At 36.1% G+C, this 17946-nt stretch carries 2 protein-coding genes; both read left to right on the forward strand.

What is annotated here, in order from left to right:
* Window positions 1-107 precede the first annotated feature (107 nt).
* Complete coding sequence (locus tag ACRASX_RS05130) at window positions 108-16523, forward strand: T9SS type B sorting domain-containing protein (protein ID WP_432222644.1); 16416 nt, start codon at window positions 108-110, stop codon at window positions 16521-16523.
* Between the two features lie 43 nt (window positions 16524-16566).
* Window positions 16567-17535, forward strand: a complete 969-nt coding sequence (locus tag ACRASX_RS05135; RefSeq protein WP_432222645.1) for a PorP/SprF family type IX secretion system membrane protein — start codon at window positions 16567-16569, stop codon at window positions 17533-17535.
* Window positions 17536-17946: the final 411 nt, after the last annotated feature.

A 17946-nucleotide genomic window follows, 5' to 3' on the forward strand; every position in this document is an offset into this window, starting at 1 on the left:
TTTTTTATCGCAAGAGAGCAACTGTAGTACAATAACATTTAAGGACGAGTTCGCTCTTTTTTAGAAACCCCTCTAAAAAGAGTAAACAGATCAAACCTCAAAATACCATGAAGAAACCTACTATTTTAAAAGCAGTTTTAGTTGTATTATTCTTAATACAGAGTTCTATTTCTGTAGCGCAGAATGTAGTGGCTTACAATTCAAATATGTCTTCGTACTTGAATACTGATCCTACTTTGTTAGGTCAATCAATTGCTAAGCATAATGTGAGAAACTATGTAAAGCAAGATAGAATAACTAACAAAATAGTTGAAGACTTCAATGCCAATCCTATAATAAAATACGCACAATTGCCTTATGCAGGCCAAGTTGCTCAATGTAGAAATGACGGTAAATTATTACCAAAATTATTTTTGTGTGGAGGAAATGACTCTAGGCCACTATCGACAGGTTTTATAGATGTCGAATCTATTACTTGGGAGCGATTTACTTCAAAAAATGGCTGTATAACAGTTTCTAATAGTAATTGTGCTAATGAACAAGCAGAAGGATGCTGGGAATTGGAGCAATCTGGAGAAAATTATTTGGCTAATAAGGCCGGTCAATTTCGCGTTAAAATAAAAGACAAGATAGGTACTGTTTATACGCATTATTTTAATGTATATCAAAATACATTAATACCAACAGCAGTAACTAAAAGTGATATCATTATATCTGCGAGTTGTAAAATTCCTGCTCAAATTACGGTTGAAGGATTTGGCGCTGGCTACGAATATTATTTCACAACAACTGGAATTTCAAGTTCGAATCCTAATGATTGGAGTAACGAGAAGGTATTTACTACGACAGTACCAGGAATTTACACAGCATTTATTAGAATAAAAGGGGTAATAGGATCTTGCGAATTTAAAGTCATAAATCTTGAAATTAAAAGTTTAGATTTTGGTGTAAAAACTTCCATTACTTCGCCAAAATGTAGTGGTGCCCAGGGAAGTATACAAATAATTACAAATGATATTGGCAAAGAATATATCTATACAATTTATAAAGGTAAAAATACTACCGCCATTGCTGATAGATTAAACTATTTTGGCCCAACTCCGAAGGTAGATCATTCCTTTACTAAATTAGATGGTGGAGATTATACAATTACTACTTCTATAGAAGGATCTGCTTGTAACATTATAACGCCAGTTACTATTGTGGCTGCTCCAACACCGTTAACAGTAACTGCAACGTCTACTAGAGAGCTAGAAAACTGTAAGTCAGGAGAAATTACAATTACGGCAGGTGGAGGAACAGCTCCCTATTTGTATTACTACAATAATGGTTCGGGCTTTGTAGAAAACCCGACTAAAATTATTCAAGTTACACAACCAGTAAATTATGTAATTCGAGTAGTAGATAAAAATGGATGTACTGTAGCAAATGATGTAACGGTTAATATCCCTGCAGTAAGTAAGCCTATTTACACTATTGATAAAGTTGATGGAGATTGTTTGGGAAATGTTGGAAAAATTTCACTTAATATTTCTAATACTAACAAATATAATTTTATTGAGTATAGTATTGATAATGGAGCTAACTTTTCATCGAGTACGATGGTATTTAATATTCCTAATCAAGGAAGTTATCGGGTAATTGTAAGATATAAAAAGAAAAATGAAAATTCATGGTGTATTGAGCCAGCAGCAATTATAACTGTAGGTCCTTCGATCGCTTTGACAGCATCAGCAGGTGTGGGTGAATTGTCAGGTTGTGGTCCTGCTGGAAAAGAACTTTACGGATTGGTAAGAATTATAAATCCTCAAGGTGGTACTCCTTTTCCAGGTGCATCTCCATACAAATATAGTTTTGATGGTAAAGTAAGCTGGGTAGATAATAATTCTCAATATATGGATCATGGTGGACCGTATACGGTTTATATAAAAGATGCTTCTGGGTGCGTGTACGCAATGGAAGGAATCATAATTGATAAAAAACCAAACCCTCCTACAATAGAAATTTCAGATCCGGTTTTCAATTGTGACGGTTCAGCCACTACTACTGTAACCATTCCAAATAGCGGAACTGCAGATTCAAAATATAGTTATGACTATTACATGGATGGTATTTTAAATACATCTGTTCCAACAAATGTTTTCAAAAACGTAACACAAGGTGATCATACGGTAACTGTAAAATATAATGTACTAAAAGTTTCTACTTATAGTAACTTATTACAGGAGGATTTTGGAAGAGGAGGTTATACTACTACTCCCGGAATTAATCCTGCATATTGTTTCGAAGATGAGGCTTTTACTCATCTTTTGCCTGGTTACGCATGTAACAAAGATGAATCGATTAATGACGGTGAATACGCTGTTGCGAGTACAATTAAAACAAGGTTCGGAAATACTTGGTTAGTTGCTAAAGATCATACGTTGCCAAAAGATAAATTTGGTAGATTTTTGGTTGTAAATGTTGGTGGAACAGCTGGTATAGGTGGAATTTTATACAGTAAACCTATAAGGGACGTTATTGAAAACCAAGATGTAATAATTTCTTTGTGGGCTGAAAATTTGATAGTTAAAACAAGTCCAAATTTACATGATCCAAAATTAACTATAGAACTGGTTAATAATTTGAATGGTGTAGGAGGTACTGAAACTATTGTGGCAACTAGTGATCCAAGTCCTGGTCACACTAATCCATGGCAAATTCCGAAATCTGAACAATGGGAGTATAAAGAACTATCTCTAAATCCTGGAAATTATAACAATTTAAGTTTCGTTGTAAGATCTTATAGTAATGAATTTAATGGGAATGACGTTCTTATAGATGATATTTGGGTGCGTCAAATACCAAAATCATGTAACACAGTTGCTAGTTTCCCTATTGTGGTTGATGGAAGCAAAGCTTTTTCTGCAGGAATAACGGGATACAAAGATGTACAGTGTAATGGTGGAACAAATGGTGAAATAACTTTGTCAGCCAAAAACTTTGATCCAGTAAAAGGGTTTCAATATCAAGTTGATGGTGGTAATTGGATAACGGTAATTCCTTCACCAGCGAAATCTCCAACTACTGGGAGTGTTACTTTGCAAAACTTAGGTAGTAAAGTATATGACATTAATATTCGTTATGACGATACAGGCGTGAGTTGTAATTTTCCTCTTAAACAAGAAATTAAAAACCCACCTGTTTTAACAGATGAAGCAAAAGTAACTACAGATGCAACTTGTATTTTCGGAGCTACTATAACTGCTGAAGCAGCTGGTGGAACTCCAGCATATGAATATGAATTGCGACAAGCGGATGGTACAACATTAGTGCAGCCTTTTCAGGATTCTGGAATATTCACTAACGTAGCAGTAGGAGATTACACAGTTATTGCAAAAGATTTAAATTCATGTCAGTCTGCGGTTCTTGCAGAAGTAAAAGTGGTTGCTGCAGTTGCACCAGTTGCTGTATTTGAACCTTCAGATCTGTGTTTTGATTCTACAGCAGAATTTAAAATAAAAGTAACTGGAGGTGTAGGACCTTATACTTATACCACTATATTTAATGATGGAACAAAAAGTAATTCAAGTGCTACTTTTAACGGACCCATTCTTACGTATACTGTAACTAATGCAGGAAAGTACGAATTTGAAATTACCGATAGCTACGGTTGTAAAACCAATGTACTAACTGAAACAATTAGTGCTAAATTAGTTACGGTAACTCCAGTTACAACGCCATTAGATTGTGATGTGGCACCAGCTAATGAAGCTGTTATTACAGGAACAATTACAGGAGGTAAAGCACCATTTGTAGTAACTCTTACAGCTGGCTCAAATACGGGAACATTAGTTCAGCCTACAGCTGTTACAACTAGTAAAGAAAGAATATTTAACTATTCTACTGCAGTTTCAGGAAATTATGAATTTAAGATTACTGATGCCAATAATTGTACAACAACAAGCAAAGCTACTATTGCGGCCTTAAATCCTATCACTTTAAATTATCAAAAGACAGACCCAAAATGTAATGGTGATTCGACTGGATCTGTAACATTGATACCAGATGGCGGATCAGGAGTTTATACGTATAGTAAAGATGGAGTTGCTTATGATAATACTATTCTTTATACAGGATTGAAAGCTGGAATAGAATATACTTTTTATGTTAAAGACGGTAATGGTTGTACTAAGAGTGAAAAAGTTACATTAGTAGATCCTGCAGTAATAGTAGCTTCTGCAAATCTTCCTGTACAAACCTGTACTAAATCTACGGTTGTTACTGCTTCAGGAAGTGGTGGTGCAGGATTAGTAACTACAGATTATACGTATAGTTTTAATGGAGGTGAATATAAAACCACAAATACTTACACAGCAACCAAAACAGCAATTGGTTACGATCTTAATTATTCTGTAAAAGATGCTAAAGGTTGTATTAGCACTAAAACAATCGAAATCCCGGCATACAATCCACCGACTGGAATTACTTTTTCGACTCCAGCAGCAATAAGCTGTCAACCTGGTTTTACTACAACAAGTATAACATTGACTCCAGTTGTAGTATCCGGAACAGGAGTTGCTCCTTTTACCTACAAAATTATTTCTGGACCAGGAACTGCAACTTTAAATGTAACTGGATTAAATAGTGGGACATTCACAGGTTTAGTATCAGGAGATTATACTTTTGAGATAAAAGATGCAAATGGTTGTACCAAACAAGCTTCAACAGCAATAGCTCCAGCTGCAACAATAGCGGTTTCAGGAGCAAAAACCGATGTGAAATGCGTTGGTAATACAGATGGGACAGCAACTTTTACAGTAACTGGCGCAAGTAGCTCAGGGAATTTTACTTATACAATAAGTCCAATAGTTCCTGTGGGTCAAATTAGTGTAGTAGGAGACGTAGTATCAGTAACAGGATTAAGTGCAGGTATCTATAAATTAACAGTTACAGATAAAGCAACAGGTTGTACATCTAATACTGCCTCTGTTACAGTTGGTGCTGCTACAGCAATTACAATTACGGGTGTTACTGCAACAAATGTAAATTGTGGTCAATCTACTTCTACTATTGTGGTTACTGCCAGTGGTGGAAAATTAAATTATAAGTACGCTTATGTTATAGCAGGAAGTGGAATGCCTGCTGCAAATTTATTTGATATAAATAATACAACAATTAATACAGGAGTAACACAATCTAATTTATCTTGGGATGTATATATAATGGATCAAAATGATTGTACAGCTGGTCCATTCACATTCCCAATTTTTAGAGATGCTTCACCAAGTGTAAAAACGCCAGCACCAGCAACCTTCTGTTTTAAAGCTGGATCATCAACAGCGATAGATGTACGTACGTTTTTTAACCTTGGTACAGGTGCTCATACTTATACTGTAAACACAACTGAATTAGGAGTGGGTGTTACAAATTATAATATTACGGCAGACGGAACCTATACTGTTATAGCAAAAGATGCAAAAGGATGTACTGCAACAGCGACTTATGAAGTAAAACCAGAGTTAACTATTACTGCAACCAGAGTAAAAGATTTAACTTGTGATAACGATGCTGAAATTAGTTTTGTAGCTTCGGGAGGAACAACTGTTTATTCTACTTATGAAGTACAGCTTAATGGAGTAGGTGCCTGGACTCCAGTAACTTCACCTTTTACAGTTTCTGTAGACGGAATTTATAAAATTAGAGTTACGGATAATGCAAGTCCAAGTTGTTCAGCAATATCAAACCCAATAACAATAACTCCGAAATCTACACCAGGATTTAGTCATAACGAAACTCAAGTAAGCTGTAATGGAGGTAATAATGGAGTGATCAATATTACAAACCCAACAGGAATTGCACCTTTTACTTATTTAATTACCAAAGGAGGAATTACTATTTCAACAACAGCAACGGCGAGTAATCTCACCGCAGGTATTTATAATGTACTTATAAAAGACGGTAAAGGATGTCCACATTCAGAAGATATTACAATTTCTGAACCAAGTAAATTAGCAACAACAGCTTCGGTAACTACTAAACTTTCGTGTGGAACTAATAATGCAACTCAAGATGCTATTATTACAGTTGTCGTTCCTACTACAGGTACGGGACCTTATAAATATAGTTTTAATGGAGGAGCGTTTAATGTTGTAAATACATATGCTACATCAGTTTCAGGAGATGTAACCGTACAAGTTCAAGATAAAAATCTTTGTACTTTAGCAACTGCTTTGATTGTGAATGTGGCAGCATTAAACAGTCCAAAATTAGATCCTATTACAGGTATTATCGGAACTACTATTTTGTGTGCTCCAGCTCCAGCTAACGTAACAACAAGCACAGTTACTGTTACAGCAACAGCAGGTACGGGAGTTGGAACGTTAACGTATGATATTGTTTCAGGTCCTATCACTGCCAATACTACTGGAGATGCTACTGGAATATATACTGGTTTAATAACAGGAAATTATGTTTTCAAAGTGACTGATGCTAACGGTTGTTCTGTTAGTGGTTCCTATTTTGTAAAACCTCTTGAAAGCATTACAGCTTCTTTAACCTCTCAAGTAAATGTTGCTTGTAATGGAGATAGTACAGGTTCTGCACAAATTTTAGTTTCAGGATTTGGTACAGGAACCTATACAGCAACATTAACAACTGGCACAGGAACAGTTACACCAGCTGGAAGTACATCAGTAAATACGATTGATGTATCAGGATTAAAATCTGGGTTATACACTGTACATGTTATTGATGATGTTACGAGCTGTACTAAAGATGTTTCATTTACTATAACAGAATCTACTTTAGCTTTAACAGAAACATCAAATAAAAATGCAAATTGTAATCAACTCAAATCAAAAGTTACTGTAACTGCTGGTGGAGGGAAATCACAATATAGTTATGTTTTTGTAAGTGATCCATTAGCTACACCTTCAGCAACCGATTATATTTTAAATGCAAATACTGCAGATTTAGATCCTGCGGTTGCGACTACATGGTATGCTTGGGCAAAAGATGCTAATGGTTGTGTGACTTCATTACCAATTACTATTGCTAAAGATAAAGATCTAGCGATAAATTTACCAGCATTACAATGTTATGCTGGAACTGCTTTTAACATTACCCTTTCTGTAGATCCGCTTAAGCCAGGGACTGGAGCTTTAACTTACTCTGTAAATGGGGTAACAATACCAAATGATGTAGTAGCTGGTTTGCCAGTAAATACAGCAACATACAGTATTGCAGCTGCTGGAACTTATAAATTAGAAGTAAAAGATGCTAATAATTGCCCTTCTACTGTAGATTATATAGTAAATAAGCAAATATTCGCGGCGGCAACTCCTGATAAAGATCTTACTTGTTCGGTACCTGCAGCAGCTTCTATTACTGTAAAAATCACGAATGGAAAAGCTCCATTTACTTATCAAATGTATGATGGCGCTACAGCAGTTGGCTCTCTTGGCAACGCTCCAAGTTCTACTTTTACAGTAAATACTATCACTACAGCAGGAAATTACAGTTTTGTAGTTACTGATGTTAATGGTTGTTCAGTTACTACTAATGCACTTGATGTAATAGAGCCAGTTAATCCTGTAATTACTAGTGTAACAGTTCCGTTGGGTAAAGAGATAACATGTAATGGAGCAGCTACTGCTAGCATAGATATCGTTATAGATAATACAAAGGGACAAGGACCATATGTTTTTAATGTAAAACAATGGACTGATGCTACTCTTTCACTTTCTCCATTAGTGAAAGATTTTGGTGCTCAAACTTCAGGTTTACCTGCAGGATTTTTTGAAGTTACTGTTACCGATGCTAAAGGTTGTATTGGTAAAATGCCTATTACGATAAATCAACCTAAACCAATAGTAGTTATTCACCATGAGGTAGGTGTTGAGTGTGTAGATGATGGAACAGGAACAGGAACAAATGTTACTAAGGGATCTATTATAATAGATAAAATTACAGACGGTGGTTTAGGTAGTCTAGGAGGTTCAGGAGGTACGGCTCCATATACTTATTATGTAACTGGAAATGGCTATAATAAATCTGAAATTAATGTTTCAGGAACTACATCGGTACAGTTTGATGTGGTAGATTTTGGTTTGTATCAAATAAATGTAGTTGATTCCAAAGGTTGTTCTATGTTAGTGGAAGATGTTTTGGTCCCTACAAAAGTTGATAATTTAGATATCATTGTTAGTGTGAGCGTTGATTGTACGACATTAGGGACAGCTGAGGTGAAAATTGGAACTGCCTTAACGGGTCCAAAACCAGTTCATTTTGCTATTTATACAGGTCCACCAATGATTTATTCAGCACTAAACCCACTATGGAAGAATGAACAAGACCTAGATATTATTACAGGTTTACCAGTTGACACACCAGGAAGTAAAAAAACATATTTTACTGGTTTGATTCCAGGAGTTAAGTATACTTTTATTGTTTTTGATGAAAATTCAGATTGTTATTACTTTCAAACAGCTGACGTAGTTCCTGTAAATTCTAAGATAAATATTAGTACTCCGGTTCCACAAAATGTAACTTGTCAAGGAAGTGGCGACGGTAAAGTTTCTTTCGAATTATCTTCTACTTATGGAGTAGCAACTGATGTTACCTATCAGATATACAACTCACAATCTTTAGCTGCAATTGGTGGACCTTTAGCAGTAACTATTCCGAATACTGGAACATTAACTGTCGGTCCAATTGGGGCATTATCAGCAGGTAATTATTTTGTTGTTATAAAAGAAGCTGTAGGTGCAACAAATCCAGGTTGCTCTGTTGCTTCTGCTACATTTACTATTAAAGAGTCTACAATTCTTTTATCAGTTTCTGCTGATGTTACAAAAAACTCAAACACTTGCGTGACCAATGCAGGAATTATTACAGCTATTGCGAGAGATGGTACAGCAACTTTAACAAATCCTTATTTATATCAAATTTTCCCTGATGATTTAAATGATGGTATAATTAGTGGTACTGATCCAGATCCTTTAGATGCTACTTTTTCGGCTTCATTTACTTCTGGTATGACTGCAAATACTTTTGCAAAAGACAAAGGCGATTATATTGTTTATGTAAAAGATGCTTATGGTTGTATTCAGTTTGCATTTGTAACCGTAGTAGATGATTTACCTCCAGCAATCACAGCACAAACACCTCCGTGTTTTGTTGCAGGAATGAATATTCCTTTAGATTTTTCAACTTTTAGTTCTTCTACTATTGGTACTCCAACGTATAGTGTTAATGGCACTTTTTTTCAACCAAGTCCTAATTTTACTATTAGTGCTGCAGGAACCTATTCTTTAGAAATTAAAGATGGTAATGGTTGTATTGCTTCAACTCCTTATGTTGTTAAAGAAGAATTAACTCTTAGCCCAACTTTAATTACACCATTAGATTGTAAAATTGTTGCTCCAAAAACGTCAAATGGTGCCATTACTGTTAAAGCGGAAGGCGGAAATACAGTTTCTCCTGCGATATATACTTATACAATTACAGCACCAGCAGCAGCTGTTGGAAATACGTCAGGTGTATTCGATGGTATATTTACGGACTTAACTGCTGGGACTTATACTTTCCAAGTGAGTGATGGAACTTGTACCGCCACAACTACAGAAAGAATTGAAGCTTTAGTTCCAATTGTTCCAACAAAAAAAGTAGCTACACCTGCATGTATAGGCAATAGCGCCAATGTTGAAATAAATGCTACAGGAGGAACTGAAATTTTTGAATACAAAAAAGGAGCATTAGGAACTTATTCTACTACAAATATTTTTTCTCAGACTGCTTTAGAAGGTACAGTAACTTATTATGTTAGAGATTCTAAAGGTTGTGAAGAAACAATTGATGTTCTAGTAACAGATCCAACCCCAATCACTGTTTCAAATATTGCTACTGTGCAAATGTTATGCGGTGGTGGAAATCTTCCAACTGATGCAACTATTACGGTTACTGCTGCTGGAGGTACTGGAACTTTAGAATATAGTTTTGATAATGGTGCACACTATTCTACTAATAACGTTTTAACTACAACAATTGCGGGGTCTTATACTATTATTGTTAAAGATGCAAATGGTTGTACTTCAGTTGCTGCTGCAGTACCTGAGACTATTGCTGCATTAGATCCTCCAGTGATTACTACATTTGATAGTACACCAATGACTTGTCCTGATTTGTTGAGCGATGTAACTATAAATCACACTCAAGCAATTGGTACACTTACTTATACATTAGTTTCTGGTCCTGCTCTTGCTTTGCCTAATACTACTGGAGACCTTTCTGGCACCTATTTAGGATTAATTACTGGAGATTATGAATTTAGAATTACGGATGGTAATGGTTGTATTGATCAAGAATTTTTCAATGTGCCACCATTGCCAACTTTAAAATTAGCAGAACAAATTGTCGCTAACGTTAATTGTAAAGGTGGTGCAACAGGTAGTGCAACATTTACGGCAAGTGATTATGCTTTGCCTTCTAATTATACATATAGTGTAACTAGCTTTCCAGCAGGATGGGTTGCTTCTAGCAGTAAAACTCTAGATGTAATTACTTTATCTAATTTAATTGCTGGAACTTATACCGTAAAAATTACAGACAATACAACACTTTGTGATATAACTAAATCGGTTATTATCACTGAACCAACGGATGCTTTATCTATAACTGCTACAGCTACAAATGTAAATTGTAATGATGATCATTCACTATTTACTATGTTACCAGTTGGAGGAACTGCAGACTACCAATATGCTTTTATTGAGGGTGGGACAGCTATCCCTCCTACAGTATTTAGTGGAAATACAACATTAGATACTGCAACTTTGACAAATGCAGTAACAGTTGGGGCTTTAACAACTTGGAGCGTTGATGTGTATGTAAAAGATGCTAATGATTGTACTGCTATGGTCAATGTAACTGTATCTACAGATGTTGCACCAACAATTACAGTTCCTGCACAGCAATGTTTTACAGGAACTGATGTAACAGTTGATTTAAGCAAATTAACAACAACTCATAATACTACTAAATTCTATACTGTAGATGGTGTTGATTTAGCTACATCAACAGCCACATTTACAGCTCCTGGCACTTATAAATTAGGTATTAGAGATGATAATGGTTGTGAAGCATTTGTGAATTACACTGTTCAGAAACAGTTAATTATAAAAGTGGAACTTACTAAGGATTTATATTGTACAAGTCCAATTGCTGCGGATATTAAAGTTGATATTAAGGATGGAGTAGGAACTTATTCTACTCAATTGTATTCAGGATTAGCGCCTGGAGGTACTGCTGTAGGTGTACCCTATACAACACCAAGTTTTACAGCCAACGTTTCTCTTGCTGGTGATTACTATTTTGTAACTACAGATAGTAATAGTCCTGCTTGTACGGTAACAAGTGATAAAGTAAGTGTTTCAAATCCTGTAAAACCAGTAATTGATTCAACTCCAATAACATCAGCAATACAATGTACTGGAGGAACTGCGACAATGCAAGTTATTTTAGATCCTTTAACAGGAGTAGGACCTTATACGTATTCGGTGACTAGAACTTTGCCAACTGCTGGTACTCCAGAAGTTCAAGTTTCTAATAATATATTTACGGGATTAATAGCGGGTACTTATGATGTAGTGGTTACAGATGCTATAGGTTGTATTTCGAATACTTTCCAAACAGTAATTGTTGAACCAGTTCAATTAATAGCTACAATAGTTCCATTTGCAATTAAAACAAATTGCGATACTGCTACTACTGTAAAAGTGATAGCTTCTGGTGGTACTTTGCCGTATTATTATGATTTTGGTACAGGGTATGATACTGTTGATAACATTACTGTTAATAATATAAATGGTACTATTCAAACAATTAATTACACTGTAAAAGATGGTAATGGTTGTGAAACTATAATGCAATCGGTAAACGTTGACCCTTTAAACAAACCAACAGATTTAACTTTTGATGCTACACCAATTTTTTGTTCTCCAATTGTAGATCAAACGAGTACGGTTACCGTAACGGCTACAAACGGAGTTGGCGCATTGAAATTTGAAATTATTGAATTTGATGGTGTAGCTACTACTTTGTATCCTGCACAAACTACTCCAGGTTTTGGAGTTTCAGCGATTTTCGCAGGATTACCAGCTGGTGACTATACTATTAAAGTAACAGATGCTAATGGTTGTTCGTACCAAGAACTTACCACTGTAGAGGATGGTATTAAAATAGCCGTTAGTGGAGAAGTAGTAGGTGTTGCTTGTAAGGGTGAAGCGAACGGAAAAATTACTTTTAAAGTTTCTGATTTTGGAGCGACAGGATTTATTCACAGTTATACTGGACCAACAGGAGGCACCGAAACTTTAGTAGGCACGGACACAATTGAATTAACCAATTTTATAGCGGGTACTTACGGAATAAAAGTGGTAGACAATACCACTCTATGTGAGGCTACTGTTAGTATAGAAGTAGAAGAACCTGTTGTTTTAGATGTTAATTATGTGACAATTAAAAATGCCAATTGTAATAGAGGTTTTGAAATAAAAGCAACGGCTTTTGATGGTACACCGGGATATACTTATGCTTTTGTAAAAGCTGGAGATACAAAAGTATATGATGTTTATGATACAGCGATTTTAGATACTGCATTCGCGTGGACACTGTGGACAAAAGATGACCACGGTTGTGAAGATTTTATTCCAATAGTGATTGTTGAAGATCCAATACCAACTGTAACTGCAACTACTAGCCAATGTGCTAGTCCTTATACAATCACTGCTGTAGGAGCATCGGGTGTAGCCCCATATGAATACAGTCTGGATGGTAATTCTTGGCAATTGAACAACAATATATTAACTATTCAAACAACAGGAAATCATACTGTTTATGTTAGAGACGCCAACAAATGTGTGGTTACAGAAACGGTAAATATATTAGAACCGTTACAATTGCTATTTGATCTTACCACTACTCCAACTTGTACAACAGCAGATGGCGTAGTAACCTTAACGGCTTCTGGTGGGACATTATTGCCAAGTTATGAGTATAGTATTGATGGAGCTCCTTATGTTTCATCAAATGTATTTGGAAGTCTAGCTCCAAAAGCGACTCCTTATACTTTTTATGTGAAGGATATGGGTACACTGTGCATTAAATCTGTAGACGTTCTTATTGAAAATCCAAATCTAATTATAGATTTTAGTTTGGCTAAAACGGATGTAATTTGCAACGGAGAGAGCAATGGAACTATTACGGTAAATATGGATACTCCAACAACAACGGTAAACAATAATCCGGTTTATACGTACGCTATTAGCCCTACTGCGGGAACTTTAGTTGGGAACGTATTTAAAAATCTTCCTGCTGACACGTATACAATTACGGTTACTTCGGGAAGAGGATGTCCAAAGGATGCGGTTATTACTGTAGGTGAGCCAGCTCCAATAGTTGTTGCAGCTCCAAATGTATCAGAATACGGCTGTACAACAGGAAACGGAACCAATGATGCGACCATTAGTGTACCATTGCCAACTGGAGGTTCAGACGTTTATACGGTATATGAATTTTTAAGAGATGGAAATCCTATCCCAGTTCAAAGAGGTGATAATCCTATTTATACAGAAACGGATTTATTAGGAGGTACTTATGTAATCAATGTTTACGATGATAAAGGATGTTTAGCAACTGCTACAGCTACCATTAATCCATTTGTAGGAATTGATTTTGCTATAACAGAGAATATCACGGTAACCAAAGCAATTACATGTATTGATACCGAAAATATTCAGGTTAATGTTGTATTTACAAGCGGTGCAGCAGTTCCTCTTGATTACACAATTGAAGGAACAGCAACTAATGCAATTGCATATCCAACGCAAACAAATGCTAACGGTATATTCACAAATTTAACTGTTGGTAGTTATGCAATTACTGCTATAAATCCCGTAACAGGATGTAGCATAAAAGCGATTCATTATGTAAATGAACCCAACACATTTAATATTGTAGCAAGCAACGTTCAAAATGTGGTTTGTTATGGTTCAGCTACTGGAAGTGCAGTATTGACTTTTGTTGACAATCAAACGGACCCTACAGATGATGCAGGACCTTTCGAATATACCATTACGGGACCAAATGGTAGTACTCCATTACAAACAACAGCAGGAGTTTCAATTACGATTCCGAATTTACCAGCAGGAGTTTATAATGTAAAAGCTAAATTAGTAAATACTCCAAGTTGTGAGGTCGAAACAAACTTTACGATTGCAGGGCCTACAGCGGAATTGGAAATTTTTGCAACAGCTACGCCTATTACCTGTGATCCAGGCGATGATGGAACAATTTCAGTAACGGCAGATGGCGGATGGCCAGGTATTTACCAATACGAGTTGGTAGGGCCTGTAAGTGTTCCTTATTCTGATCAGTTCTATTTTGAAAACTTGATTCCAGGAACGTACATAGTAAATGTTAAAGATGCAGGTGGCTGTATTGATACAGAAACAGTTATTCTAAAAAATCCAGATCCAATTGTGGTTACGGCAAGTGCTACCGCAACTACGCTAAATTGTAACGGAGCTTTCGATGGAGAAATAGTTGTTGCCCTTCCGACGGGAGGTCAAGGGACAAATTATGCTTACATTTTAAATTATGTGTCAGCTAATCCGATGTTTTCTTCTACACCACAAAGTAGTCCTGTATTTTCAGGGTTAGGTGCTGGAACGTACAGCGTAACCGTTGTTGATGGTTTAAATTGTGTATCACAACCTACAGCGAATATTGTAATTGGAGAACCAACTAAGGTAGAGCCAACATTATCTCTTGAAACTGGAGTGACTTGTCTGACACAGGCAACATTAACCTTAAGCGCTACAGGCGGAAAAGGACCATATGAATACAGTGAAGATCAAAATTTTGTAATAGTTTCAGGTTCTTTTGTTTCTGAAGTAACTTTTTCTGTCGGCTTAGGAGATCACCAGTATTATGTTAGAGATGCAAATAATTGTGTGAGTTTTATCTCCAACAATGTAACTATAAATGCATTAACACCATTAGATCTTAATTTAGATTTAAGTAATGCAGACGTTAAATGTACAGGTTCTGCGTCAGCAAGTATCGACGCAACGGCCTTAGGTGGTTTAGGAGATTATAAATATACATTGCTAAACGGAAATGGTTTAGTTGTAATAATAAGACCAAGCCAGATCAGTGGTTACTTCGATAATCTTCCTGCAGGAAATTATATTGTTCGTGTAGACAGCGGAGATTGCCAAGACAGCAAGCCAGTAACAATAATCGAACCACCAGTAGCCTTAACTGCTATTGTTGTTGGAACAAATGTTACATGTAACTCTAACAAAGATGGTGAAATAACAATCACTGCCACAGGAGGTACTGGAGTATTAGCGTACGCTATTTCACCGAATTTAAATCAATTTTTCGAAGGCAATCGTGCTGGAGGACATGTATTTGATAATTTGAGAGCAGGCGATTATGATATTTTAATTACAGATGAAAATGGTTGTTTTGTAAAGGATAAAATTACAATCACAGAACCAGAGGAATTACTAGGTTCACTTATTCTGAATTCTGTTATAAATGAAATTTGCAAGGGAGATAAAAATGCAGAATTCAGTATTGTTATTGAAGGAGGGACAGGACCGTATAGTGTTGTGTTAGATAATGTAACATACGTTACAGGTAATGTAGGTCAAACACAATTTGATTTTACGGGATTGACTGGAGGTAAACATAAGGTGTATTACAAGGATGCTTTAGGATGTGATTCAGATCTGGAAGTCATTCTTGAAGCAGCAGCGGTTTTAAACCCTGTAGTCGATGTGACTTACTATTGTGTAGACAATGCGGCAGCAAACTTGATCACAGTTACAGTAGATGCAAGTAATGCACCTGGTGAGGTGGATTACGATTTAGACGGATCAGGTAACTTCCAAATCAGTAATATATTTACCAATGTAGCACCAGGAAAACACAGAATAACAGCGAGACATGCTAACACCTGTGAAAAAGATACGGCTGAATTTGAAATTCTGACCGTCGATCCATTAACTCTTACTTTAAGTGATGGTCAATTAAACCAAATTGTGGCTACGGCTACAGGTGGAAGTGGTGAGTATGAGTACAGCTTTAATTACGAAGCCTATACAACGAACAATAAATATGTGTATTACAAAACAGATGTGTATACCGTTACGGTAAGAGATAAAAACGGATGTACTGCAACAGCTTCAAGACAATTTAATTATGTTGATGTGTGTATTCCTAATTATTTCACGCCAAATGGTGATGGAAACCAAGATACTTGGGGACCTGGATGTTCAATCAATTACACTGATTTAGTATATACGATTTTCGACCGTTACGGACGTGAAATTGCTAAATACCGTTTCGGACAAAAATGGGATGGAACGTACAAAGGAGCAGCATTACCAACAGGAGATTACTGGTATGTTGTTAAATTAAACAACCCAAAAGACGATCGCGAATTCGTAGGTCACTTTACATTATACAGATAACTTTTAATTCCCAAATCGACTGTTGTCTATTAAAAAGAATACCATGAAAAAAAGATTTTTAGCACTATTACTCTTGGCCGCTAGTTACGGTTACGGCCAAGAGTTAAATTTACCTACGTTTACGCAATACCTTGCAGACAATCCATTTGTGGTGTCGCCTGCTTATGCTGGTATTGGCGATAATCTTAGAATACGTGTGAATGGGTTGACGCAATGGGTTGGTGTCAAAGATGCACCCGAAAACCAGTCCGTTTTTGCCGATTTCAGAGTGTTAGATCGTTCGGGAGTTGGACTGTCCTTTTACAATGATAAAAACGGATACACCCGCCAAACGGGAGCCAAAGTTTCGTTTGCACATCACTTGGTTTTAGATTACTATTCCAAACAATATTTGTCTTTTGGTCTTTCGTATAACTTCAATAGTTTTAAGATTGATATTAATGAGTTTGATCCAAATTACGAAAATCCAGTACTTGATCCAGCAATTACCAACAACCGGTATACCGCAAACAATAACTTTGATGTGAGTGCTTTGTATCGTAATAAAGGATTTTATGCTGCCTTAACTGCCAGTAATATTTTAACTAAAGACATTGATAAGTTTTCGGGTATTGAACCAAATTTGCTTCAGAATTATCAATTGTATACGGGATTAATCATCAAAGGTCAAAATTATGATGAGTTCGAACCCTCTGCATACATTCAGTATTTTGCAAGCGACGGTCGTTCAAGTACTGACATCAACTTCAAATACCGAAAGTTCAACCGCTACGACGATTATTATTGGATAGGGGCTTCGTATCGTTTCTTAAATGATCAACCCATGAAACCGCTTAATGTAGGTCCAATGGTTGGTTTTGCGAAATCTAAATTCTATTTTGGGTATTCGTATCAAGTAACGGTCAATGATTTCGTGTCGTACAATAGTGGTACGCACATGATTACATTAGGTTTTGATTTCTTACAGTCGATAAGTAACTGTCCGTGTACGCAAGGGCCAGTTCACGATTAATTTTAATAATTTGTAATAGTTTAAAAGCGGTTAAGAAATTAACCGCTTTTTTTTGTTTTAAAAACAAGCACTAGGAAAATTCGTTTTTTCTAAAGTTTGGAACTCTACTACGAAGTGGATTTCAGCAGAATATTTATCCCGAAAAGAAGGAAATACATCTCTAAAAAAGCAAATTAGTACGGACGAGAACGGAGTTTAGGTTACTGCATAGCCAGTGTATGGATAAAGCATAGCTAGTGCATGGATAGTGCATGAAAACAAAGTAGCGAGGAAGTCAGTATTTGCTAAAAAATTAGAGATGAGGCTACGGATGCGTTTTCGTACACTTACTTTCTCCCTTCAAACAATAATTCTTACTTTTTTACAACGTTTTCGTAAAATTTAGATGCTATTTTCTGAAAGTGTCGAATT

The sequence above is a fragment of the Flavobacterium sp. TMP13 genome, from assembly GCF_050847115.1.
Lineage (GTDB): Bacteria > Bacteroidota > Bacteroidia > Flavobacteriales > Flavobacteriaceae > Flavobacterium.